This window comes from Pinibacter aurantiacus (genome assembly GCF_019130065.1).
Lineage (GTDB): Bacteria > Bacteroidota > Bacteroidia > Chitinophagales > Chitinophagaceae > Pinibacter > Pinibacter aurantiacus.
The window spans coordinates 313,825-335,741 of the sequence record NZ_JAHSPG010000012.1 but is presented as its reverse complement, the minus strand read 5'-3'; the positions used below and the strand labels follow the sequence as shown (position 1 = coordinate 335,741).

General features: G+C 42.0%; 18 protein-coding genes. 13 read left to right on the top strand and 5 right to left on the bottom strand.

The genetic code is table 11. The annotated features are described in order from the left end of the window. Positions 1 to 35 precede the first annotated feature (35 nt). Complete coding sequence (locus tag KTO63_RS15950; protein ID WP_217792368.1) at positions 36 to 761, top strand: carbon-nitrogen hydrolase family protein; 726 nt, start codon at positions 36 to 38, stop codon at positions 759 to 761. Positions 762 to 814: 53 nt separating this feature from the next. On the opposite strand, the gene KTO63_RS15945 is transcribed toward KTO63_RS15950, so the two are convergent. Beyond that, positions 815 to 1,480 (bottom strand): FAD-binding oxidoreductase, encoded by a 666-nt coding sequence (locus tag KTO63_RS15945; RefSeq protein WP_217792367.1) that lies wholly within the window; start codon positions 1,478 to 1,480, stop codon positions 815 to 817. 809 nt (positions 1,481 to 2,289) lie between these two features. Between KTO63_RS15945 and KTO63_RS15940 the strand changes: the two genes are divergently transcribed. After that, on the top strand, positions 2,290 to 3,060 hold the full coding sequence (locus KTO63_RS15940; protein ID WP_217792366.1) for a ThuA domain-containing protein: 771 nt from the start codon (positions 2,290 to 2,292) through the stop codon (positions 3,058 to 3,060). Between the two features lie 173 nt (positions 3,061 to 3,233). On the opposite strand, the gene KTO63_RS15935 is transcribed toward KTO63_RS15940, so the two are convergent. Next, entirely contained in the window at positions 3,234 to 4,505 is a 1,272-nt protein-coding gene (locus KTO63_RS15935; RefSeq protein ID WP_217792365.1) for a Na+/H+ antiporter, read from the bottom strand. Positions 4,506 to 4,800: 295 nt separating this feature from the next. Here KTO63_RS15935 and KTO63_RS15930 point away from each other — a divergent pair, with 295 nt between their 5' ends. The 7 genes from KTO63_RS15930 (at position 4,801) to KTO63_RS15900 (ending at position 16,860) form a co-directional block, all read left to right on the top strand. Next, positions 4,801 to 6,555 (top strand): ABC transporter ATP-binding protein, encoded by a 1,755-nt coding sequence (locus tag KTO63_RS15930; RefSeq protein WP_217792364.1) that lies wholly within the window; start codon positions 4,801 to 4,803, stop codon positions 6,553 to 6,555. 505 nt (positions 6,556 to 7,060) lie between these two features. Beyond that, on the top strand, positions 7,061 to 8,098 hold the full coding sequence (locus KTO63_RS15925) for an LLM class flavin-dependent oxidoreductase (protein ID WP_217792363.1): 1,038 nt from the start codon (positions 7,061 to 7,063) through the stop codon (positions 8,096 to 8,098). A 213-nt stretch (positions 8,099 to 8,311) separates the two neighbouring features. Continuing rightward, complete coding sequence (locus KTO63_RS15920) at positions 8,312 to 9,130, top strand: CHAD domain-containing protein (protein WP_217792362.1); 819 nt, start codon at positions 8,312 to 8,314, stop codon at positions 9,128 to 9,130. Between the two features lie 197 nt (positions 9,131 to 9,327). Further along, on the top strand, positions 9,328 to 10,983 hold the full coding sequence (locus KTO63_RS15915) for a tetratricopeptide repeat protein (RefSeq protein ID WP_217792361.1): 1,656 nt from the start codon (positions 9,328 to 9,330) through the stop codon (positions 10,981 to 10,983). A 678-nt stretch (positions 10,984 to 11,661) separates the two neighbouring features. Next, positions 11,662 to 14,409: a TonB-dependent receptor gene (locus KTO63_RS15910; protein WP_217792360.1), complete on the top strand. Its 2,748-nt coding sequence runs from the start codon at positions 11,662 to 11,664 to the stop codon at positions 14,407 to 14,409. A 38-nt stretch (positions 14,410 to 14,447) separates the two neighbouring features. After that, a complete protein-coding gene (locus KTO63_RS15905) occupies positions 14,448 to 15,740 on the top strand; it encodes a right-handed parallel beta-helix repeat-containing protein (RefSeq protein WP_217792359.1) in 1,293 nt (430 codons plus the stop codon). Positions 15,741 to 15,774: 34 nt separating this feature from the next. After that, complete coding sequence (locus KTO63_RS15900) at positions 15,775 to 16,860, top strand: phytase (RefSeq protein ID WP_217792358.1); 1,086 nt, start codon at positions 15,775 to 15,777, stop codon at positions 16,858 to 16,860. 208 nt (positions 16,861 to 17,068) lie between these two features. Here KTO63_RS15900 and rpiA read toward each other — a convergent pair whose 3' ends face one another. After that, entirely contained in the window at positions 17,069 to 17,743 is a 675-nt protein-coding gene (gene rpiA, locus KTO63_RS15895; RefSeq protein WP_217792357.1) for a ribose-5-phosphate isomerase RpiA, read from the bottom strand. A 226-nt stretch (positions 17,744 to 17,969) separates the two neighbouring features. Beyond that, the gene (locus KTO63_RS15890) at positions 17,970 to 18,716 is read right to left on the bottom strand and encodes an SGNH/GDSL hydrolase family protein (RefSeq protein WP_217792356.1); all 747 of its coding nucleotides are present in this window, start codon (positions 18,714 to 18,716) and stop codon (positions 17,970 to 17,972) included. A gap of 74 nt (positions 18,717 to 18,790) precedes the next feature. Between KTO63_RS15890 and KTO63_RS15885 the strand changes: the two genes are divergently transcribed. Further along, on the top strand, positions 18,791 to 19,261 hold the full coding sequence (locus tag KTO63_RS15885; RefSeq protein WP_217792355.1) for a DinB family protein: 471 nt from the start codon (positions 18,791 to 18,793) through the stop codon (positions 19,259 to 19,261). 4 nt (positions 19,262 to 19,265) lie between these two features. On the opposite strand, the gene KTO63_RS15880 is transcribed toward KTO63_RS15885, so the two are convergent. Further along, the gene (locus KTO63_RS15880; protein WP_217792354.1) at positions 19,266 to 19,937 is read right to left on the bottom strand and encodes a VOC family protein; all 672 of its coding nucleotides are present in this window, start codon (positions 19,935 to 19,937) and stop codon (positions 19,266 to 19,268) included. Positions 19,938 to 20,057: 120 nt separating this feature from the next. Here KTO63_RS15880 and KTO63_RS15875 point away from each other — a divergent pair, with 120 nt between their 5' ends. The 3 genes from KTO63_RS15875 (at position 20,058) to KTO63_RS15865 (ending at position 21,761) form a co-directional block, all read left to right on the top strand. Further along, positions 20,058 to 20,543, top strand: a complete 486-nt coding sequence (locus KTO63_RS15875) for a GNAT family N-acetyltransferase (protein ID WP_217792353.1) — start codon at positions 20,058 to 20,060, stop codon at positions 20,541 to 20,543. A 63-nt stretch (positions 20,544 to 20,606) separates the two neighbouring features. Next, on the top strand, positions 20,607 to 21,065 hold the full coding sequence (locus tag KTO63_RS15870; RefSeq protein ID WP_217792352.1) for an SgcJ/EcaC family oxidoreductase: 459 nt from the start codon (positions 20,607 to 20,609) through the stop codon (positions 21,063 to 21,065). Positions 21,066 to 21,437: 372 nt separating this feature from the next. Further along, entirely contained in the window at positions 21,438 to 21,761 is a 324-nt protein-coding gene (locus KTO63_RS15865) for a LytR/AlgR family response regulator transcription factor (RefSeq protein WP_217792351.1), read from the top strand. Positions 21,762 to 21,917: the final 156 nt, after the last annotated feature.

Here is a 21,917-nt window from a genome sequence, read left to right as displayed (position 1 = left end):
ATTTTTTGTTGCCATTTGCACAAAAACTGAAAACGATGAAAATCAGTGTAGCGCAGGCGAAACCAGAATCAGGCAATATCGAGAAGAATATTGTCAAACATTTGCAGCTGATCGGGCTTGCAAAAGGAGCTGATCTCATCGTATTCCCAGAGCTTTCACTTACCGGTTATGAACCTGCGCTTGCAGGTAATCTTGCAACAGACATCGATGATAAAAGGCTGGAAGCTTTTCAAACAATAAGCGACAAACAAAGGATAACTATCTGCGTTGGCCTGCCAATTAAACAAGAAGAAGGAGTAAGTATCTCCATGGTCATTATTCAGCCGCATGAGATGCCTCAATTGTATTCCAAAACATATTTGCATACAGATGAAGAGCCTTTCTTTGTAAGCCATCAAAATGATATAAACCTCACTTTAAGTTCACGCATCACATTTGCCATCTGCTACGAATTGTCAGTATCTGAACACACCGCCAATGCTTTTAAAAACGGCGAGAATATTTACATCGCCAGTGTTTCAAAAACAAAAAAGGGCATTGACAAAACGCTGCCAACTCTTGCAGGTATTGCCAGCACCCACAAAGCGACGGTTTTGTTATCCAACGCAATTGGCACAGAAGACGGTGGGCAAAGTGCGGGTCATTCATCTGCCTGGGATAACAAAGGTGTTTTGCTTGGGCAAATGAATGAAGTAGATGAAGGTGTGATTGTTATCGACACAGATACACATGAAACAGTGATTAGAAAGCTATGGCAATAGTGGCACACGGGGTGACACTGATTTGACCGATTTGCACTGATGTTTGCTGTATGCTATTTCTCAAATACCACCGTCTCTGTAGGTGCGCCTAATTCATTCAATGTATCAATAATGTCTTTTACCATCGCATCCGGTCCACAGATGTAAAAATGCTTTTTGAAGTCATCAACATGTTTTTGGAGAAAGTCTTTGTTGATATAATCCTTCAGATAGCCCGGTTTGTTTTCCTTCGTTAAAATAAACACAGCATTTTCGCCAAGCATATCACGAAATTCAGATTCGTAAATGATGTCGACCTGTTCGTTATTTGAAAAGAAAAGCGTATTGCCTTTTATCTTGTTGTCTTTGTGCAGTCTTCTTAAGATAGCGATAAACGGTGTAATGCCCGCGCCACCTGCTATAAAATAGCCAGGTCCGTTGTATTGGATCGTTCCCCAAACATCGCGCAGAATGACTTCATCGCCTACCTTTAACTGGTGTATTTGATCAGTAACGCCACGATGATCAGGATAACGTTTAATGGTAAATTCAAGATAGGGTTGCTCCTCCAGAGCAGTAAAAGTAAAAGGACGTTTTTCTTCTTTCCAGTCCTCTTTGTTAATGGAGAGTTCTGTCGCCTGGCCGGGAACAAAGTCGTAATCCTTTGGCTTTTCCAGGCGAAAGCTTTTCACGTTGCGGGCCACTTCAATAATGTCTATTATTTTGGTAACGATTTCCATGGTTGCATTTTGTAGAAATGATAAAATTGGCGTGCCAGTGTTGGGCACTTCAGGAAACTAATCTACAGATTATTTTCTTTGTTGTATAACCCTTTTAAAAGATGAAAGTTTAAAAGGGTATGAAGAAGCCTGCATCGTCATTGCGAGGCAAGCGGAGCAAGTTATCAGTTGTTGAGAATGCACAGTTCACTAGCGGGAATTGCCGAAGCAATCTCCGCCACACATGAGATTGCTTCGCCCGATGCGTTTGATGCAAGCATCTCGATTAAATGTAGGACTTATTATCCGCAGGGCTCGCAATGACGTACCGCCTCGCATCGTCATTGCGAGCCCTGCGGAGCATGTTGTCAGTTGTTGAGAATGCACAGTTCACTAGCGGGAATTGCCGAAGCAATCTCCGCCACACATGAGATTGCTTCGCCCGATGCGTTTGATGCAAGCATCTCGATTAAATGTAGGACTTATTATCCGCAGGGCTCGCAATGACGTACCGCCTCGCATCGTCATTGCGAGGCAAGCGGAGCATGTTATCAGTTGTTGAGAATGCATAATTCACTAGCGGGAATTGTCGAAGCAATCTCATCGGCGGGTTGCAGGGCGATTGCCTCGAACGCAGCCCGTTTGCTGGTCTTTTTCGTGGTAACGCTAATGTCTATCCTCCGCAGGTCTTGCAATGACGGTTCGACTTGTTGATTGGATATATTATCGCCAGGATTGTACTCAGTTTGATAATACTTTCAATTCAACTCTTATTTTCAACGATTTAAAGAAAGATTGATATTTTTATTCGATAATAACCTGATGACCTCATGAACAAAACTTCTCTTCTCATTTTATTTTTCACACTGGCCTTCGGCAAACTGCATGCTCAAAACAACAGCCCTAAAAGATTTCATGTGATTGCATTGTATGAAAACGGAGGGCACCATATTGCTTATTCTAAAGCTGCAAGAATTTGGCTCGACAAACTTGCTACTGACAGCAACTTTGCAATAGACTACATCAATAAGACAGATTCCATTGATGATGAATTCCTAAGTCGTTATCAACTCTTCATACAACTGGATTACCCACCTTACGCATGGACAAAAAATGCAGAGCAGGCTTTTATAAAATACATTGAGCAGGGAAAAGGCGGCTGGATAGGTTTTCATCATGCAACTTTGTTAGGTGAGTTTGATGGATATCCGATGTGGCAATGGTTTTCAGATTTTATGGGAGGTACTAAGTTTAAGAATTACATACCTGATTTTGCCGATGGAAAAGTAAAAGTGGAAGACGCCAGACATCCATGCATGAAAGGATTACCTAAGGAATTTGTGATCAATAAAGAGGAATGGTACACCTACGATAAAAGTCCTCGCAGTAACGTGAAAGTGCTGGCAAGTGTAGATGAATCGACATACACGCCTGAAACGGATACTAAAATGGGCGATCATCCTGTTGTTTGGACGAACCCGAAATATGCGGCGAAAAATATTTACATTTTTATGGGACATGCGCCGGAGTTATTTGATAATCCGGCTTACACAACGTTGTTTCGAAACGCGATCTTTTGGGCAAGTACGCATACACGTTGAGACGCTGAGTTTTGTTTTTACCGCAAAGGCGCAAAGAAGTTACAGCAAAATATATCGCAAGTTGCAAGAGCGCAAAGGAAACAAAGGATTTTAAAACACTCCTTCGTTTCCTTTGCGCTTTCTTTCCTCTGTGTACTTTGCGGTAAAAAAACTCTCAGTGCAGCTCAGTGCCCTTAGTGTCTTAGTGGTGAACTAGTTGCTGCTCTTTTTCGCAATTTTTTCACGATCCAAGGCAGCGTCAAACCTTGCCCAATCAAAGTAAACAACACTACTAAAACAGAAATGAATATAATAGCGCTCCGCTGTGGAAATGGTTCTCCGTTTTGCAGCGTTGTGGGCAAGCCAATAGCAATGGCCAGTGACACAATACCCCTCATGCCGGCCCAGCTGATAATAATGCTCGTTGGCACATCCAGCAATGCATCCTCAGAAATTCTTGCCCGCGGATTTCGAAAGGCGCGCTGCAGATTTACACGTTGCAGGTAAACCCTCGTCATGCGAATGCCAAGCGTAACAATGGTTATCACGATGGCATAGCATACATAAGGAAAGATCAGATGACGCTCGATGCCTCGCACAACATACGGAAACTCGAGGCCGATAAGAATGAAGATCAGTCCATTCAAAAGAAAGATGATAATGTCCCAGATGTTTTTAGATTGCTGCTTCAATTGATCGGGGAAAATTTTATTGCTGAATCTTGCAATGCTCAATCCCAAAATAACAACTGCCATAACGCCCGACACATGCAGCGTTTCAGCCAAAAGGTAGGTCACAAAGGGCATCAGCAACATGAAGGCGATTGTAACAAGCGCATCGTCTTTTACCCGTTGCAAAATAAAGGCCAGTAATTTGCCCATTGCAAATCCAATCAAAATACCGCCGCCCATCAGGATAACAAACTGTAATGATGCTTTCCATATTACAAACGCAGTTCCTGTGACCGCTGCCACCGCAAGTTGATAGGCCACCAATGCAGAAGCATCATTCACCAGGCTTTCGCCTTCCAGTATCGTAACCGTTTTGTGAGAGAGCCCCAAACCCTTGGTAATACTAATTGCGGCCACTGCATCTGTTGCAGAAAGGATGGCGCCAAGCACAAACGACAATGGCCAGCTCATCCCAGGAATCAGATAGTGCGTGATCACAGCAATACCTGTGGCTGTGATAAATACCAACCCTGTTGCAAGAGACCCAATGGTATTGATATGCGTTCTGAATTCTTTAAACGAAATATTAAATGCGGCATCGTATAAAAGCGGCGGAAGGAAAATCAAAAAAACAACTTCGGGATTGAGTTCAATATTGGGCAAGTCGGGAATAAAGCCAATTGCAATGCCGGCGCTGATCAAAAGAATAGGATAGGGCAGCTTGATCTTATCTGCAAAAGCAGAGAGTCCGATCATGATCGCCATTATAAAGATTACAATTGTATAATTCTCCATGGTGTTGAGCTAAGTAAAAAAACAAAAATAAAAAGTAAAAAGAGATGCTTGATTGTTTTACTTTTTGTAATGCAAGTATAGGTCTATTTTGAAAAAGGAACGAAGATTCTTATAAGTTAAGCCCGCTCATTTACCACTAAGATACTAAGGCCACTAAGTTGCACTAAGGGCTCTCTTAGTGAGGCTTAGTGGCCTTAGTGTCTTAGTGGTAAGTATTAGAGAGCATACACCACAGCAACTGCCCAAAAAACAAAATATTCAAACCGAGTGGACTGGTTTTTGTTATTTTTAGTCTATGCGAATTTTATGGAAATATCTTCAGCCACACCGAACGCTCATTTTTGTTTCATTGATATTGGCTGCAGTAGCGCAATTACTTAGCTTGATTGATCCGGTGATCTTTGGTAAGATCATCGACAATTACGCCAACAACAAAACTCAAAAGCCGGAAAATGAATTGGTACGAGGCGTGTTGTTCTGGCTGGTGCTCGCGGTTGCCATTGCCTTACTGGCAAGATTGGCAAAGGCTTTCCAGGAATACACTACGAGGCTAGCGGTGGCACGATTTGGCATGCAAATATTTAATGATGGCCTTCGGCAAACCTTACGATTATCTTTCCAGGAGTTCGAAGAAAGCAGAAGTGGTGAAACATTATCTGTTTTGCAGAAGGTAAAAACGGACACCGAGCGATTTGTTACTTCCTTTATCAATATATTGTTTTCTTCCATCGTAGGAATTGGATTTCTTATCTGGTACAGCGTTACCAAAAACTGGATGCTAATTCCTGTATTTGTTATCGGCATATTGGTGCTTGGCTCGCTAACGGGATTGCTTTCTAAAAAGATAAAAACCGTTCAACGTTCGATCAATCGTGAGACGAACAGCATGGCAGGAGTAATCACGGAAAGTCTGCGCAACATAGAACTGGTAAAAAGCCTTGGTCTTACTTTTCCTGAAATAAGAAGGTTACGTGTGCAGACACAAAAAATATTTGACCTCGAAATGGTGAAGGTGAAAAAAGTTCGTTCGCTTTCATTCATGCAGGGAACTACGCTTAATCTCTTGCGCCAATCTATATTGTTCATTTTGCTCTGGCTCATTTTTAGAAAAGTGCTAAGCACGGGTGAATTGATCGCGATGCAATTCATCTCTACCACTATATTCGGACCGTTGCAGGATTTGGGAAACATTATTCTCCAGTATCGTGAAGTAGAAGCTTCTATTAACAGCTTTGACTTGTTGATGCATAAAACAGTAGAACAACGTCCGGAGAATCCCGTGGAGATAGGAGACTTGCAGGATCTGCGATTTGAAGAAGTAGTGTTTCGTCACAAAACTGCAAACTACAACGCGATAGATGATATTTCATTCGATGTGCGAACAGGGCAAACTATTGCGTTTGTTGGGCCGTCGGGTTCGGGAAAGTCAACATTGGTGAAATTGCTCGTTGGGTTATACAGACCAATCAGCGGCAATATCTACTTCAACAACGAGTCGTCCAATGAAATCCGGTACAATGCTTTGCGCAGGCAGATCGGCTTTGTAACACAGGACACACAACTGTTTGCAGGTAGCATAAAAGACAATTTGAAAATGGTAAATCCAGATGCAACGGATGATGATATCCTGGAAGCTTTACATAAAGCATCGGCCACACAATTGCTCAAGCGATCTTCGCATGGCATAGATACGATTCTGGGTGAAGGCGGCATGAAACTGTCTGGCGGTGAAAAACAAAGAATTTCCATTGCGCGTGCATTGTTGCGCAATCCGCGGTTGCTGATCTTTGATGAAGCCACTTCTGCTCTTGATTCTTTAACGGAAGAAGATATTTCGAACACCATCCGGGAAATTTCCGCTACACGCGAGCAGATCACCATTTTGATTGCGCATCGTCTTTCCACCATCATGCATGCAGACGTTATTTATGTGCTTGAAAAAGGCAAAGTGGTGGAAGTGGGCACGCATGACGAATTGCTGTTGCAGAAAGGATTGTATTATGCAATGTGGAGGCAGCAGGTGGGAGAACGCAGGATAATTAGGAATTAGGAATTAGAAATTAGGAATTAGAAATTAGGAATTAGAAAATCGGCCGCCCCGTAGAGACGCCGGCACTCCCGCGTCTCCTGCAGCACCCGCGTGCCGCCAAATTAGATCAGCATTTCAGCTTATAGTTGCCAAAGGCAACAGAATGGTGCTGCGAGGCTGCAAGCCTCACAGAGCTTGCGTTAGGAATTAGAAAATCAGCCATCCCGTAGAGACGCATTGTATGCGTCTCTGTAACACCCGAAATATACTACAACAAATGTCGGGTCCTCGCATTTGTGCTACTGTGTTTTAGGCGCGCGAGATACGCGGTCAACGCGTCTCTACTGATGGCTGCATTGCTCAATATAGATATACTGTACAAGTGTGCGACGCAACGATGTCTGATTCTTATTCCCCTGCTCGGCTCCAAAGTTTGACAGGAACTACCGTAGTAATTCTATTCAACAATTGTTTTAAGTTTGACCTTCGAAACAGAACTCATTAGTAACAGATAAAACGATACACGATGGAACTGGGCCTTTGCACATTTGTAGAAAACACACCGGATCTGGCGACAGGAAAAGTGAGAGAACCATATCAGCGAATGAAGGACCTGATGGAAGAAGTAGAATTGACTGAGCAAGTGGGACTCGATGTATTCGCAATAGGAGAACATCATCGCCCGGATTTTTTGGTATCATCACCCGCAACTGTTTTAGCGGCCGCCGCCGCAAGAACAGAAAGGATAAAGCTTTCCAGCGCTGTGACAGTCCTCAGTTCAGACGATCCCGTTCGCGTGTTCCAGGAATTTGCGACGGTTGATCTGTTGTCAAAAGGCAGGGCCGAGATCATGGCCGGGCGCGGTTCGTTTATCGAATCGTTTCCTCTCTTCGGTTACGATCTTGAAGATTATGATGAATTGTTTACGGAAAAACTTGAATTGCTTTTGGCAATAAACAAAAGTGAAAAAGTATCATGGAAGGGCAAGCATCGCGCGGCGATCAATAATCTTGGAGTGTACCCCAGACCTTATCATGAGCAACTTCCCGTTTGGATAGCAGTGGGTGGAACACCTGCATCTGTGGTGCGGGCAGCTACGCTTGGATTGCCTTTGGCGGTTGCAATCATTGGCGGCGCACCACATCATTTTGGTCCGCTTGTTGACTTGTACAGAAAGACCGGTGCGAAAGCAAACCAGGATGCGGCGAAGCTGAAAGTTTGCATCAATCAGCATGGTTATGTTGCTGAAACCTCCCAGCAGGCAGCCGATGAATTTTATCCTTCCTACGCTTATTTGATGTCGAAGATTGGCCGTGAACGTGGCTGGCAGGGAATGACAAGGGAGCAATATGACTATATGCGTTCGCCGGAAGGAGCGCTGGTGTTGGGAAGCCCGCAACAAGTGATTGATAAAATTTTGTATGAACATGAAATTTTCAAAATGGATCGCTTCCTCATACAAATGACCGTTGGCACTATGCCACATGCCCAGGTAATGAAGTCGATCGAGTTGTTTGGAACGGTGGTTGCGCCGGCAGTAAAGAAGGCACTCGGAGAAAGTTAACCGCAAAGGGCGCAAAGGTTGCGCAAAGTAAACGAAGGAACTGTATAAATAGAAGAATAGAAGGCAGGATAACTAAAACAAGTTTTCTTCAGTAACTTTAAAGTGATGATTTTAAAACTCATTTTCTTTGCGCAACCTTTGTGCCCTTTGCGGTTTAAACGGTTGCCGAACAGAAACGGGTTTTGTTTGTAATATCATTAGCACAGTCCCTGGATGAAAAAGAATACTATAGAAGATTCAATTGAAAAAAGGTGTGAGAAGATCAACAGGCTGCAAGGTAAACTTGCGGACAAGTTTGACATGGAAGATATTCATGAGTTGAGATTGCAGGTAAAAAAGATAAGGGCTACATTCAGGCTGCTTAATGAAAATGATCACCAGGAAAAAATAAGATTGCCCCGCCGCCTGAAGGATCTTTACAATAGCGTGGGTATGATCCGCAATATTCAATTGTTGCGCGATAAAATATCTAAAGAAGCTTCCAACCCCAACGATGCCATTGTACTCGCTACGCTGACGCAATTAAATTTTGATGAGGATGGCTGGAAGGAGAAAGCGAACAAGTATGCGCAGGGCAGGAAGGTTATAAAAAGGAAGAAGATCCTGAAACATATCACCACAGCTGTTGACGAAAAAACGGTGAAGAAATTTGCCCGCAAAAAATTATCAGAAATGCAATCGCAGGGAAGCATCGACTTTTCTGACAATGCATTGCACAGTGTAAGAAAAATTTTGAAAGACTTTACCTATACATGGCCCCATATTGAGAAGAATGCCACCTCCGCCATGCCCATTGCACTGCGCACGCAGGACAAAATAAAATCACTCACAGAAATGCTTGGCGACTTCCAGGATACCAGGGTGTTCCTGGATATACTGCATGTAGGTACCCGCATAGAACAGCCAATACAGAATGGCTCTGCTGCAATGGAGAATTTCAAATACAATCTTTTTCAACAAAAACGGAAATTGAAGAAACAGATCCAGAATAGGTTGAATCATATTAATCTGCAAGCCGCCACGCAGAAGTAATTAAGAATTAGGAATTAAGAATTGTTTTGGTGAAGCAGTAGATTAGGTCTTGCAAACAGAAAAAAGTGTGCGATCTGAAAACCCGTTACACGCAAAGAATTCTTAATTCCTAATTCCTAATTCTTAATTGGGAACACCACGACTTTACAATTACTTAACATTGAACCCTTTTCTTTGCCGCTGCAACGGAAAACTGTATGAAGAGGGTTTATACCAAACGTTATTCAATTTTACTGCATTGTTGTTTCCTTATGCTGATGATCTTCAGCGTGGGCAGCGTGTTTGCGCAACTTGAGTATGACGGTGAATTAAACAAGGCTTACATACATGAAAGCGGCCGCCCGGATACAATGTTCCTTTTTCTTCGCAACTCTTATAACCAGGCGATGGAAAAGAAAGACAGAACAGCCGCGGCTATTGCACTACAGAGGATGGGGCAGATATGCTACCATCTCGGTCATTACTCGCAATCACTTGATCTTCACTTACAGGCAGCCGAGCTTTTCAAGAATGAAGGTGACAAAAAGCTATACGCTTCCAATCTAAATGATATAGGCACACTATATTATTATAACAAGCAAATGGATGATGCCCGCAAGCAATTTGATCTTGCTTTGGAAATACTGAAAAAATATCCTTCAGATCCGGGACTCGCCATTACATACGGCAACATTGGTCATCTCTATGAGAAGCGCCAGATGTATGACAGTGCTTTCTATTTCCAGCGTCTTGCACTGAATCACTACACCAATGCAATGGACAAAACGGGCATTGCCGGTATTTACGAAAACATGGGCAGCATCTTCGAAGATCTTGAGCAGTACGATTCTTCAGGTTACTATTACGCTAATGCATTGGAGCTTTATCAAAAGGTAAATGACCAGGTTAGCTCTATTGAAATATTCAACAACCTTGGAGATATTTTGCGCAAGACCGGAAGATACCAGGCTTCGCTTGTGCAAACGAGAAAGGCCATCGAGTATTCCGTTCGCCTGAAGGAAGGTTATCAGTTAAGTGCAGCGTATCGCGATATGGCGAAGGCTTGGCATTTGTTGGGCCGCGATGATAGTGCTTATATTTATCACGAGCTTAGTCGCAAGTCGTTGCTCGATATCTACTCAAAAGAAAACAACAAGCAGGTCGCGTTTCTGCAGGTGCTGAATGAGGTTGGTAAAAAAAATGCGGAAATAGAAAAGTTGCGTATTGAACACCGCAACACCATTATATTAACGATTTGTGCTGTTGTTGTAGTGGTGCTGCTTGTGTTGATGAGCATCCTGATCATCAGCCGGCAGCGATTGAAGATAAAGAATGAGATCTTGTTGCGTCACCAGCACCAGGAAATGTTCAAGACCCGCAGTGAACTAATGGAGATCGACCTGCAAAACAAGCAACTGCAGGGAGATGTGCTTCGACAAAGCCTTGAGATGAAAGCGAAAGAGTTGACTGCTCACACTTTGCATATTATTCAGAAAAATCAGTTGCTGGAAGAGTTACATGATTCACTGGAAAAAATGGTGAAAGATGATAAGCGCGACCAGAAAAAGCAGTTGCAGCAATTGATACAAAGAATTGATATGAGTTTTAACCAGGATCAGCACTGGGATGAATTCAGAAATATTTTCGAACAAGTACATGAAAGTTTCTTCGAAAGAGTAAGGCGCATTTGCCATGATCTTACTGCAAACGATTTGCGTCTGCTCGCTCTGCTTAAAATGAACATTGATTCTTCAGACATTGCCACACTTCTAGGCATTTCCTCCGACAGCTTACGGGTGACTCGCTATCGCCTCCGCAAAAAACTTAATTTGGAGAAGGGGGAGAATTTGAGTGCGTATATACAGGGACTTTAGTCAGGAATTAGGGGTTAGGAGTTAGGAATTAGAATTGGGAATTAGGAATTAGGAATTAGGTTTCGCGGAGGCCCGACAGTTTCTTTACCACTAAGGAACTCAGGGCACTGAGTTGCACTAAGCTTTTTTTTACCACAGAGATCACGAGGTTTTTTTCACAGAGGAAAGGAGGGCTTGATAGACAACACTTCAAGAATGTCGGTACAACAAAAAGCCTTCTTTGTTCCTTTGCGCCTTTGTGACCTGCCAATAAGTTTTGCTGTCAACATCTTTGCGCCTTTGCCGTTAAATTGACGTCAGCCTTCCTTAGTGCAGCTTAGTTTTTCTTAGTTCCTTAGTGGTAATTCTTTGTCTTTCTATATCTGGGAGTCTGCCGCTTAGTTTGCTGCCTACTATGCTTTAGCTAGCAACTTGCAACAATAGAAAACTTGTAGTAAATCCCTAACCTTTTACGGTTATAAAAATCAGTTCTGTAACGCTTCAAGTCGAGTTAATAATTACTTAATGGAGTTTTTGTTACGAGTAAAACAAGTGATTTTCAACTGATTAATATCCGGGTGTTCACATTTGTTGCCCGTCTGTTCACGCTGTTGTATACGTTGTTCACTATTTGTTAATGGCTATTTTTTCATTTCAGAAGGCGCTTTGTCCACTTTTGTGCAGCAAACAAAAAGCACTATGCGCAGAATTTTTTTCTTACTATTTCTAACTGCCTTTTCACTAACCTCTTTCGCCGGAGTCATCAAAGGTCGGATCGTTTCTCACGAAACCGGAGAAGTTTTAACCGGAGCAGTGATCCAAATTGAAGCGACTCACTATACCGCAGTAACAGGTTTAGATGGAAGTTTCACGATAAAAAATATACCTGCAGGAAATTATAACATAAAGTTCTCAATGGTAGGATACCTTGCTGCTTCGCAAAAAATGGAAGTGGCAAACGATGGCGTTCAATCCCTTAATATAGAACTAAGCACTTCACGCACCACATTGAGCAGTGTAATTGTAACCGCTGCAAAAGATAAAAACGGCGAAACTGGCGCAAGAAGCCTCGAGCGCAACGCAAACCAGGTAATGAACATCATGTCTGCCAGGGCGATTGAAGTTTCTCCTGACATGACCGTTGCAAATGTGGTACAACGTATTTCCGGTGTATCTATCGAAAGAAACAGCAATGGCGACGGGCAATATGCGATCCTTCGCGGAATGGACAAACGCTACAACTATACACTGGTAAACGGAATAAAAATCCCAAGCCCTGATGATAAGTACCGCTATGTGCCGCTCGATATTTTCCCTTCTGATTTATTGGACAGACTGGAAGTTTATAAATCATTAACTCCTTCAATGGAGGGAGATGCAGTAGGTGGCGTTGTAAACATGGTAATGAAAGATGCACCTGCGCATCGATTGTTTACTGTTAACCTTGCAGGCAGCTACAGCGAACTCTTTATGGATCGCGACTTTATGAGTTATGATGCAAAAGGCATTACCAGCAAATCTCCGTACGAATTACATGGCGAAGGCTACAATGCAACACCACAGGATTTTACAAAAGCTTCGAGCACTTACTCTTGGAAGAAGCCAATGCCGGGAATTATTGGCGGCCTTACTTATGGCGATCGTTTCATGAATAACAAGTTGGGAGTAATTGTATCGGGAAGTTTGCAAAACACATACAGAGGCAGCAATAGTTTGTTTTATGATGGAGAGATGAGAGACACGGTGAGCGGGCTGATGCTTACAAAAATGGAGGAGAGACAATATTCAGAACAACAACTAAGATATGGCGTTCACGCAAAAGTTGATTACCGTTTAAACGACCGTAACAGCCTGAGTTTGTATAGCGGATTTATGAACCTTACCAATACACAAACGCGTGACCAGGTTGAGAAAGAGCTGACCATCGGTGGGTATGATCCGGTAGCGGGAAATGCTACACTTTCTTATTCTACCCGAACAAGAAGAACCATACAACATATTTGGAGCAACACACTACACGGCGACCACAAACTGTCCGACAAATGGCAGGTTGACTGGACAGCCAATTATGCGAAAGCAAGTAGTACGCGCCCGGATAACACTACTATCTCCTTACACGGCGTAGAGGAAAACTTTGTGGATACACGTACTTATGTTGACAAGTCATCGCGCCGCTGGGAGCATAACAATGATCAGGATATTTCCGGCTACCTGAATTTTACTTTCCTCCAAAACATCGGAAACACTAGGGTTGACTGGAAGTTTGGAGGTTTATACAGAGACAAGGAAAGAGATAATTTTTACGACAATTATCAATTGTCTCCTGTAAATCAGTACGCATTATATGGAAAAGATTTTACCGACTATAATCAAATAGATTGGAAAGTAACAACGCCGCAAGGTGCGGTTGCATCAGGTCAGACATATACGGCAAGTGAAAAAATTGCAGCAGGTTATTTACAATTCAAAGCTTATTTAAAGAAGCTTGAAATATTAGGTGGTGTGCGTGTAGAAAATACCGATCAGGGTTATGTAATGAAATATCCAATTGGTGAAGATAATCCGGTGGGGAATCAAAAATACACCGATTTTTTGCCAAGCATTAACATCAAATACATGCCATGGGACAAAACGAATATCCGTTTATCATATTTTAAATCAGTGAACAGGCCCGGTTTTTCAGAGATCAATCCTGCACCGATCGTTCAGGAGGAATACACTGAAAAGGGCGACCCCAACCTTAAGCACGCCGTGGCAGACAATATAGATCTGCGCTACGAGTATTTCCCAAAGCCTGCTGAACAATTTATGGCAGGCATCTTTTACAAACGAATCCAGAACCCTATTGAATACACTTTGGAAGCAGAAATGCACGGTACCTACTATGTGCCTGGTAATTTTGGTAACGCAACAAATTATGGCGCAGAGCTTGACTGGATAAAGTATTTCAACAAATGGGGCGTTAAAGCAAATTACACATACACGCATTCATCCATTACAACTCCAAAATTGAAAAGAGTGCGTGATGATTCTCACAACCAGGATATCTATCCCATCAACGTTGATGTAACGCGTCCACTGTATGGACAATCAGAGCATATTGCCAATCTCTCATTATTATACAAAGATGTACATCATGGATGGGACGCGCAGTTGGCAGGAAGCTACACCGGGCCAAGAATTGTAACGGTTGGTCAGTTTGTAGGTACGGACCAATGGCAAAAAGGATTTGTACAAATGGATTTGTCTGCGGAAAAGTCATTTAAGCACCTCGTAGTTTTTGCCAAAGCAAATAACCTTCTTAATACTCCCACAGTAGTATTCATTAAAGGAACAAATGTATATAACGAAGGCGTTCCCAATCAAGATCTCAGCAGCGGTGAAACGCTTATACGTCGCGACTATTATCAACGCTCATATGTGTTGGGCATGCGATATAAATTTTAAAAAATAAATCAAAATTCTTTTACTTAAAAAAGCAAATCATGAAATCGAACAAGAGTACAATCTCTATTCAAAAAGATTTTTCAAAAATGTGGAAACCCGTTTCTGCAGCAGTTTTGGCAGGTGCAATGTTTTTCACAAGTTGCAGCAAGGATGACAATGGTGGTGGTACCAACAATCCTCCAAAAAAAGATAGTACTTCAGTTTCCGGAACCGTATCCGGTACATGGAAAAAGAACAGCGTGGTGATTGTAAAAGGACATCTTGAAATTCCAAGTGGCTCATCATTGACTATTGAAGAAGGCGTACAAGTGTTGATGAGCGACTCAACTATTAAACCAGAGTTTATCATCAAGGGTAATTTGTATAGCATTGGTACTGCTACCAATCCTGTTAAAATCTCTGTTCCTGATGCATGGAAAACTACTGCAAACGCATGGGGCGCATTGTGGGGTGGATTAACAGCGGGAGCTAGCTGTGCTGAAATCGTTTTGAACTATACTGATCTTTCTTACGGTGGTGCGGTTACTACAGAATCTTCTCCATCAGTAAAAGGGGGTTTGTATAAAGCAGCCGCAGGTGAGCACGTGCCGGCTTTGTATTTTCCAAATATTAACGGCAAGCTTGTTGTAACAAATTCAACTATTCACAACTTCAACGAAGATGCATTGTACATTGAAGGTGGTAGCGTGATCATAGACAACAACAAATTTTACACAACAGGTATTGAAAACGGCGAAGCTGTGAACTTGAAATCAGGTGTAATCGCAGACGTAGCTTATAACCTTATTTACAGCCCTAATACAAATGGCATGAAATTGTCAAACAGCGGCGACCGTACACCTCAATTGTACATAGTTGGTTATAACAATACTATAGTAAATGCAGGCTGGAGAAGACCAACAACAAAAGGTGGCTCGATATGGGTAGAGAAATCTGCACATGTAGATATTTACAATAACCTTTTGGTAAACGATCGCTATGGAGTAAAAAGAGACAAAGGAAATCCTGAAGACAGCCGTTCTAAATTCTTCAACACTTACTACTACAGCTATACACAAACCGGAGCTGATCAGTTTCAGCCAACAGCTGAAATCATCGCAGGTACAGGTGATGTTATCAGCGCAAAAGCAGGCGACAACGATCCTAAATTCGTGAACTATCCTTTAAGCAACGACAACGCAAATGGCATATTTGATACTAATTGGGATTTTCATCTTCAGTCGGGTTCAAATGCACTTGGAAAAGGTAAACAGATTTTACAAGAAATTTTGCAAATGGTATTACTGCCGGCGGCGTTACTTACAAATCAACAGATCCGGCAACATACGTAGGCGCAATGGGAACTAAATAAACTGATTGATCGAGATGAGTAAAATGAAGAGCATTATCACTGTAACCGCGCTGATAGCGGTTACAGGTTGCCAGGCACAACCTAAAGCGCCGGCACAAAAAACGGAAACGGAAGCGCAGGCAAAGCCACTGTTTGTAACCGAAGCAGTAACATATGATACAGATGATCCTGCAGTTTGGATCAATCCCACAGATCCTGCAAAGAGCCTGATCATTGGCACTGATAAAGACAAAGATGGCGCCTTGTATGTTTTCGATCTGCAGGGAAAAATTCAGCACGACAAAGTGGTGAAAAATTTGCAACGTCCAAACAATGTGGATGTTGAGTACGGATTAATATTAAATGGAAAGCCAGTTGATATAGCTGTTACAACAGAAAGAATGACACATAAGCTTCGCGTGTTTTCTTTGCCCGACATGAAACCTGTTGATAACGGCGGCCTCGAGATGTTTGTCGGCGATACCGAAGCTGAATACCGCGACCTCATGGGTATAGGAATGTATCGCGACAAGCAGGGGAAAATATATGCCTTTGTTGGCCGCAAGAACGGGCCGGTAGAAGGTTATATCGGCCAGTATTTATTGGAAGATGATGGAAAGGGAAATGTAAAATCAACACTTGTTCGCAAGTTTGGCAGCTTCAGTAAGAAAAAGGAAATTGAATCCATCATGGTAGATGATGCATTAGGTTATGTTTATTATTCCGATGAAGGTGTTGGTGTAAAGCAATATTATGCTGATGCAGAAAAAGGAAACAAACAACTTTCCATTTTCGGAACAGAAGGCTTCAAAGAAGATCATGAAGGTATTTCAATTTACCAGCTTACTGATTCAACTGGTTACATCTTAGTATCTGACCAAGGCGCAAACCGTTTCCAGATCTTTAGCAGGGAAGGAGACGCCAGCAATCCTTTCAATCACAAACTATTGAAAATTGTAAACGTCGCCGCTACACAAAGCGATGGATCAGAAACAATTTCCATTCCTCTTGGTCCCAACTTTCCAAAAGGTCTCTTCGTTGTAATGAGCAATGACAGAACGTTTCATTTGTACAAGTGGGAAGAGATTGCAGGTAACGACTTGAAGTCAATTAAGAATTAGGAATTAAGAATTAAGAATTCCTTCAGTGATACTACGGAACATTTGAAGTAAATGCTTTGTGTGTAAAGGGCTTCGACAAGCTCTCAGTCTGACAACTTCCACTAAGTGTCGGGCTGAGAGCTTGTCGAAGCCTTTTCGCAACCAGGAGAGGTTTACAGCCAATCAACCTGCTACACACAAAGCATTCTTAATTCTTAATTCCTAATTCTTAATTGAACACTTGAACGCTATCACCAATCCCCATAATCACCCTCGTAGCAAGGCCAATAAAAAGTCCATGCGCCACCAATCCTTCAATTTGATTAAGTTTTTCCGCTAGTGCAGGAGGGTTGTCTATTAAACCGAAATCTGCATCTACAATATAGTTTTGCTGATCGGTGAGGAAAGGTTTGCCGTCGAGCTGGCGCAATTTTCCTTTGCCTTGCAATGCTGTAAGCTGAAGCTGCACATAATTCAATGCAAAAGGAATCACTTCAATAGGCAAGGTGAATTTGCCGAGCTTGTCTACTTTTTTGCTGGCATCGGCAATAATGATTTCTTCCCTGCTTAGCGATGCGACGATCTTTTCTCTCAGCAATGCACCGCCACCACCTTTGATCAACATTTTCTCTTTTGTAAATTCATCGGCACCATCAATGGTTACATCAATGTGATCTACCATGTTTATATCAACCAATGGAATATTATACGACGTGGCAAGTTCAGCAGTTTTGTTCGATGTCGGGATGCATTGAATTTTCAAACCATCCTTTACCATTTTCCCCAATTCAATAATCACATACTTTGCCGTAGAGCCCGTGCCTAAGCCTACAATTTGATTTTGCTTAACGGCTTTCACTGCTTCTTTTGCAGCAAGCTCTTTTTCTAATTCTTTCTGATCCATAGTGAGAGATTGAAAAGGAAAGTTAGTTTATTTACTCGAGACGATTGCTTGAAGGGTTAATATGTTAGGGACCTGAACAGTTACCACTAAGACACTTAGGACACTAAGCAGCACTAAGGGTTTGTAAAAATTTGAACATTTCTTAATGAAACTAAGTGTTCTTAGTGTCTTAGTGGTAAAGATTCGAAAGTTCCATTTCAAGAAGTTCGTAATCCTTACACAGTCATCATTTCAGCGCATCATTCATCACCGGAAACAGCAGATCCGCCCACTTGCCGTATAGTGTTCCCGAAGGATGCAATCCATCATTGGCAATTAAAGAAGGATCGTTTAACGCAAGTCTTGTAGAAGGTGTAATGTCGATATAGTTCACATTGTTTGCAATTGCGATCTCCTTATTGATGCCATTAAATTGATCGATCTGCTTGCGTATGCGTGCAGTGTCACTTGTGTGCAATGCAAAAGGCGTTACGCTGTAATCAGGAATGGAGAGCACAAAAACATGTCGCGCATCACCGGTGAGTGAAATACTTTTTGACAATAGCTGTGCAAACCTGTTGCGATAACCATCGGCATCCAAACCCTGGTATTGATCATTCACGCCTATCAATAATGTGACCACAGAATATTTCGAAGCTAATTGTGCCCTGTCGATCGCAGCGGCTAAATCGATGGTTGTCCAGCCTGTGGTGGCGATGTATTGAATGGCATCAAAACGTTTGCCCGTTTGCTCAATTTGTTTCACCGTTTGAGCGGGGAATCTTTCCTGTTCGGTTACAGATTGTCCAATGGTATAAGAATCTCCCAGGGCCAGAAAACTATATCGGGAATGATTTGTTGTATCAATCGTGTTGTTTGGCGGATTGTAGGGCGGAACATGTACTCCATTGCTTTTCGTACAGGCAAACAATACCGGCACGAGCAACAAGGTTGCTAGTAATTTGATCGTCAATAGAAAATGAAGTTTTTTCATACAGCGATTTACGAAAATTACGCCCTGGCAGATTCCGCTGGCATCTTACAATTGTAATAATTAGATTTGTAATTATGAAATTATACCCCGCTTTGATCAGCCGGTTGGAGAATCAGCATGAAGCAATTGCTTCTATTATTGCTTCTGCAGATGAGGCAAGGCTTAAAAAAGAGATAAGGCCGGGCAAATGGTCCATTCACGAGAATATTGTGCACCTAGTAAAATATCAGCCTGTTTTCATAGATCGTCTTCACATCATACTTACACATCCGGAACCAATATTTGAAGCGTACGTGGCCGACAACGACCCTGAATTTGAGGAATGGAAAAAGTGGGATAACGAAAGACTGATGAATGCCTTGCAGAAAGACAGGCAGGCGATTCTCCATCTCGTTACAACGTTGCCTGAAGAGAAGCTTGCACGCATAGGCATTCACAAAAAATACGGCAGATTAAGCATTGTGCAGTGGACGGAGTTTTTCCTGTTACATGAGGCTCATCACATGTTCACGATTTTTCAGTTAGCCAATACGATCATCAACTAGGATCTCAGCAAAGAGCTTCATGCATGTTGATTTCAAACTCGGCAAACCGTCCGTTTTGTTCAAACTCAACTTTGGTATAAAAGAGATTCGAACGAACGTCCGTTGGGTACCATTTTCGATTGTTGCCCACCACAATCAACAATCCCTCATCATTGCCAAGCGGTGCAAAATCGTGCTGTGGCGTTTGCTTTGCAAAATACTCAAGACCAAAATCTTCGATAAGGACTTCGCAAAAAGCTTCTACATTTTCCACTACCAATCCAATTTCACTCACAGATAAAATGCTGCGACCACTAAACGGTTTGTCGCTTTTTGCCGGCAAATCATACCGCGCTATGAACTCTACAATGTTTTGATTGTTATCAAGAAAATAGAAGGCCCTGGCGTTCCAGCCGGTAAAATTTGCAACATTGGTTTGCGGAGTAATATTGAAAAGTGTAAATTTAGAAGACGCCCAAAGAAATGCCTCTTCGAATTTGTTGCCGGGAATGTTAAAGGCAAAATGATAAACCGGTTTATCCTCAGATGATTTGCGAAAAACGAGTTTGGTGCTTCCGGCCGCAAACACAACCTTTTCTTCATCACGATAGAGAACAGGAAGTCCGATAGTGTTTTTATAAAAATCCAATGTTGACGCAATGCTTTCGCAATGCAGTTCAAGTGCTGTTATTTTCATACCAAATAATATTACAGTACAAAGGTAAACAGGTTGTGAATGGATAGCTATCTCATTTGGCTTCAATTGCGGATTTTGGCTGATGGAATGATTCTTTATTTAAAAAAAGATAGATACTGTATGATTATCAGGCAATTTGATAAACACGATTTTGCTGCCGTAAAAGAAATTTATCAGCAAGGCATAGATACCCGGGAAGCAACATTTGAAACGATTGCTCCAAACTGGGAAAACTGGGATGTGAAGTTTTTAAAGGACTGCCGCATTGTAGCGTTGGATGATAATGCAATAGTTGGTTGGGCCGCCCTTTCCGCAGCATCTTCACGTGCTGTATATGTAGGCGTTTGTGAAGTGAGTGTATATGTGCGGCATGACAAATGGGGCAAAGGAGTTGGCAAAAAGCTATTGCAGGAACTGGTTAGTTTGAGCGAAGAAAATAATGTATGGACCTTGCAGGCCAGCATCTTTCCTGAAAATCTTGCCAGTCGCAAACTACATGCCTACGCAGGTTTCAGAGAAGTAGGGTACAGGGAAAAAATTGGCAAGATGGATGATCTGTGGAGGAATACGATTTTGGTGGAAAGGAGAAGCAGGATGATTATGTAGGGAGAAATTAGAAATTAGGAGTTAGGAGTTAGGAATGCTTTACACCTATAAAAACATAGCTCAATGAACGAAGAACTTAAAATGAGAAAACTGTATGAACAATTGATCGCGTTTTGGAATATGCGGTCCGGTGATAAAATATCTTCATTGTTTGCAGATGACGGTAGCATTGTTGGCTTTGATGGTACCCAGGAAAATGGCAGAGAAAATATTAATGCCCGGCTAAACGAAATATTCAAAAACTATAAGAGCAACCCGTTTGTGTATCTGATACGCGAGGTGAGATTTTTATCGGATAGTACAGCGCTGCTTCGAGCGGTTGCCGGTATCATGCCTGAATACGGCGCTGAGATGAATCCTGACCTAAACACTATTCAATCCATTGTTACGGTTAAAAAGGGTGATGAATGGAAAATAGCACTGCTACAAATCACGCCTGCTTCCTGGCTCGGCCGCCCCGAAGAAGTGAAGGCCCTTACGAAGGAATTGGAAGATGCTTTTAAGAGTGCGCACGGGCTTTAGAGGAATTAGGAATTAGGAATCAATGTCGTTTCCTTAAGCTCAAAATTTTACCATATTAATGTCCTACGGACAAAGGGTACTTATTGTAAATGTTCTATTGATATTAATGCCCTACGGGCAATGGTACTTTTCCCGTAGGGAAATAATATCAATAGAAGTTAGCTGAAATGAGATATTGCCCGTAGGGCATTGACACCTAAAGGAAACGACATTGAATTAGGAAATAGGAATGCTTACCTCACAACTCATAACTCCGCAATTAGTCTATAGAAAAAATGGACGAATTTAATGATAGTCGGTTTGTAAGTGATACTGAGCGGAACCGTCGTTAATGTACAAATCCCCAAATTCGCATAGAGAAAATCACCGGTTATGAAGAGTTATTTTTTTGTACGCCACAATTCAATGATGCATAAAGTAAACTTCAGTGAGATCGTATTTATTGAAGGTTGCAGAAACTATGTGAAGATCCACACACAGGTAAACATGTTCATGTCGCTTGCGAATATGAAGGACCTGGAAGATGTCTTGCCCGGTGACCAATTTATTCGCATCCACAAGTCTTTTATTGTGAACGTTGATAAAATTAACCTGCTCAGTAAAAACGAAGTTTGTATCAATAAGCAGCAATGTTTTCCCGTGGGAGAAACGTTCCGCGACAAAGTGGATTCTTTTATCAGCAGCAATTTGATTTAAAAAGTGAAATTTAGAAGTCAAAATTCAAAAGGATTGTCCCTCGTGCGGCAACCCTTTTGAATTTTGACTTTTTGTTTTTGACTTAATATTTAATGATTTCTTCTCATGGGCTTAATATTTCCGTCTCACAGACTCTATAAGTTTGTATTGCCTTAA

What these genes read in the sequence shown, in the direction of transcription:
- KTO63_RS15905 (WP_217792359.1), top strand. Translation starts at nt 14,448, where the DNA reads ATGAAATCGAACAAGAGTACAATCTCTATTCAAAAAGATTTTTCAAAA.
- KTO63_RS15950 (WP_217792368.1), top strand. Translation starts at nt 36, where the DNA reads ATGAAAATCAGTGTAGCGCAGGCGAAACCAGAATCAGGCAATATCGAG.
- KTO63_RS15930 (WP_217792364.1), top strand. Translation starts at nt 4,801, where the DNA reads ATGCGAATTTTATGGAAATATCTTCAGCCACACCGAACGCTCATTTTT.
- KTO63_RS15925 (WP_217792363.1), top strand. Translation starts at nt 7,061, where the DNA reads ATGGAACTGGGCCTTTGCACATTTGTAGAAAACACACCGGATCTGGCG.
- KTO63_RS15910 (WP_217792360.1), top strand. Translation starts at nt 11,662, where the DNA reads ATGCGCAGAATTTTTTTCTTACTATTTCTAACTGCCTTTTCACTAACC.
- KTO63_RS15945 (WP_217792367.1), bottom strand. Translation starts at nt 1,480, where the DNA reads ATGGAAATCGTTACCAAAATAATAGACATTATTGAAGTGGCCCGCAAC.
- KTO63_RS15865 (WP_217792351.1), top strand. Translation starts at nt 21,438, where the DNA reads ATGAAGAGTTATTTTTTTGTACGCCACAATTCAATGATGCATAAAGTA.
- KTO63_RS15935 (WP_217792365.1), bottom strand. Translation starts at nt 4,505, where the DNA reads ATGGAGAATTATACAATTGTAATCTTTATAATGGCGATCATGATCGGA.
- KTO63_RS15900 (WP_217792358.1), top strand. Translation starts at nt 15,775, where the DNA reads ATGAGTAAAATGAAGAGCATTATCACTGTAACCGCGCTGATAGCGGTT.
- KTO63_RS15885 (WP_217792355.1), top strand. Translation starts at nt 18,791, where the DNA reads ATGAAATTATACCCCGCTTTGATCAGCCGGTTGGAGAATCAGCATGAA.
- KTO63_RS15915 (WP_217792361.1), top strand. Translation starts at nt 9,328, where the DNA reads ATGAAGAGGGTTTATACCAAACGTTATTCAATTTTACTGCATTGTTGT.
- KTO63_RS15875 (WP_217792353.1), top strand. Translation starts at nt 20,058, where the DNA reads ATGATTATCAGGCAATTTGATAAACACGATTTTGCTGCCGTAAAAGAA.
- KTO63_RS15870 (WP_217792352.1), top strand. Translation starts at nt 20,607, where the DNA reads ATGAACGAAGAACTTAAAATGAGAAAACTGTATGAACAATTGATCGCG.
- KTO63_RS15890 (WP_217792356.1), bottom strand. Translation starts at nt 18,716, where the DNA reads ATGAAAAAACTTCATTTTCTATTGACGATCAAATTACTAGCAACCTTG.
- KTO63_RS15880 (WP_217792354.1), bottom strand. Translation starts at nt 19,937, where the DNA reads ATGAAAATAACAGCACTTGAACTGCATTGCGAAAGCATTGCGTCAACA.
- KTO63_RS15940 (WP_217792366.1), top strand. Translation starts at nt 2,290, where the DNA reads ATGAACAAAACTTCTCTTCTCATTTTATTTTTCACACTGGCCTTCGGC.
- KTO63_RS15920 (WP_217792362.1), top strand. Translation starts at nt 8,312, where the DNA reads ATGAAAAAGAATACTATAGAAGATTCAATTGAAAAAAGGTGTGAGAAG.
- rpiA (WP_217792357.1), bottom strand. Translation starts at nt 17,743, where the DNA reads ATGGATCAGAAAGAATTAGAAAAAGAGCTTGCTGCAAAAGAAGCAGTG.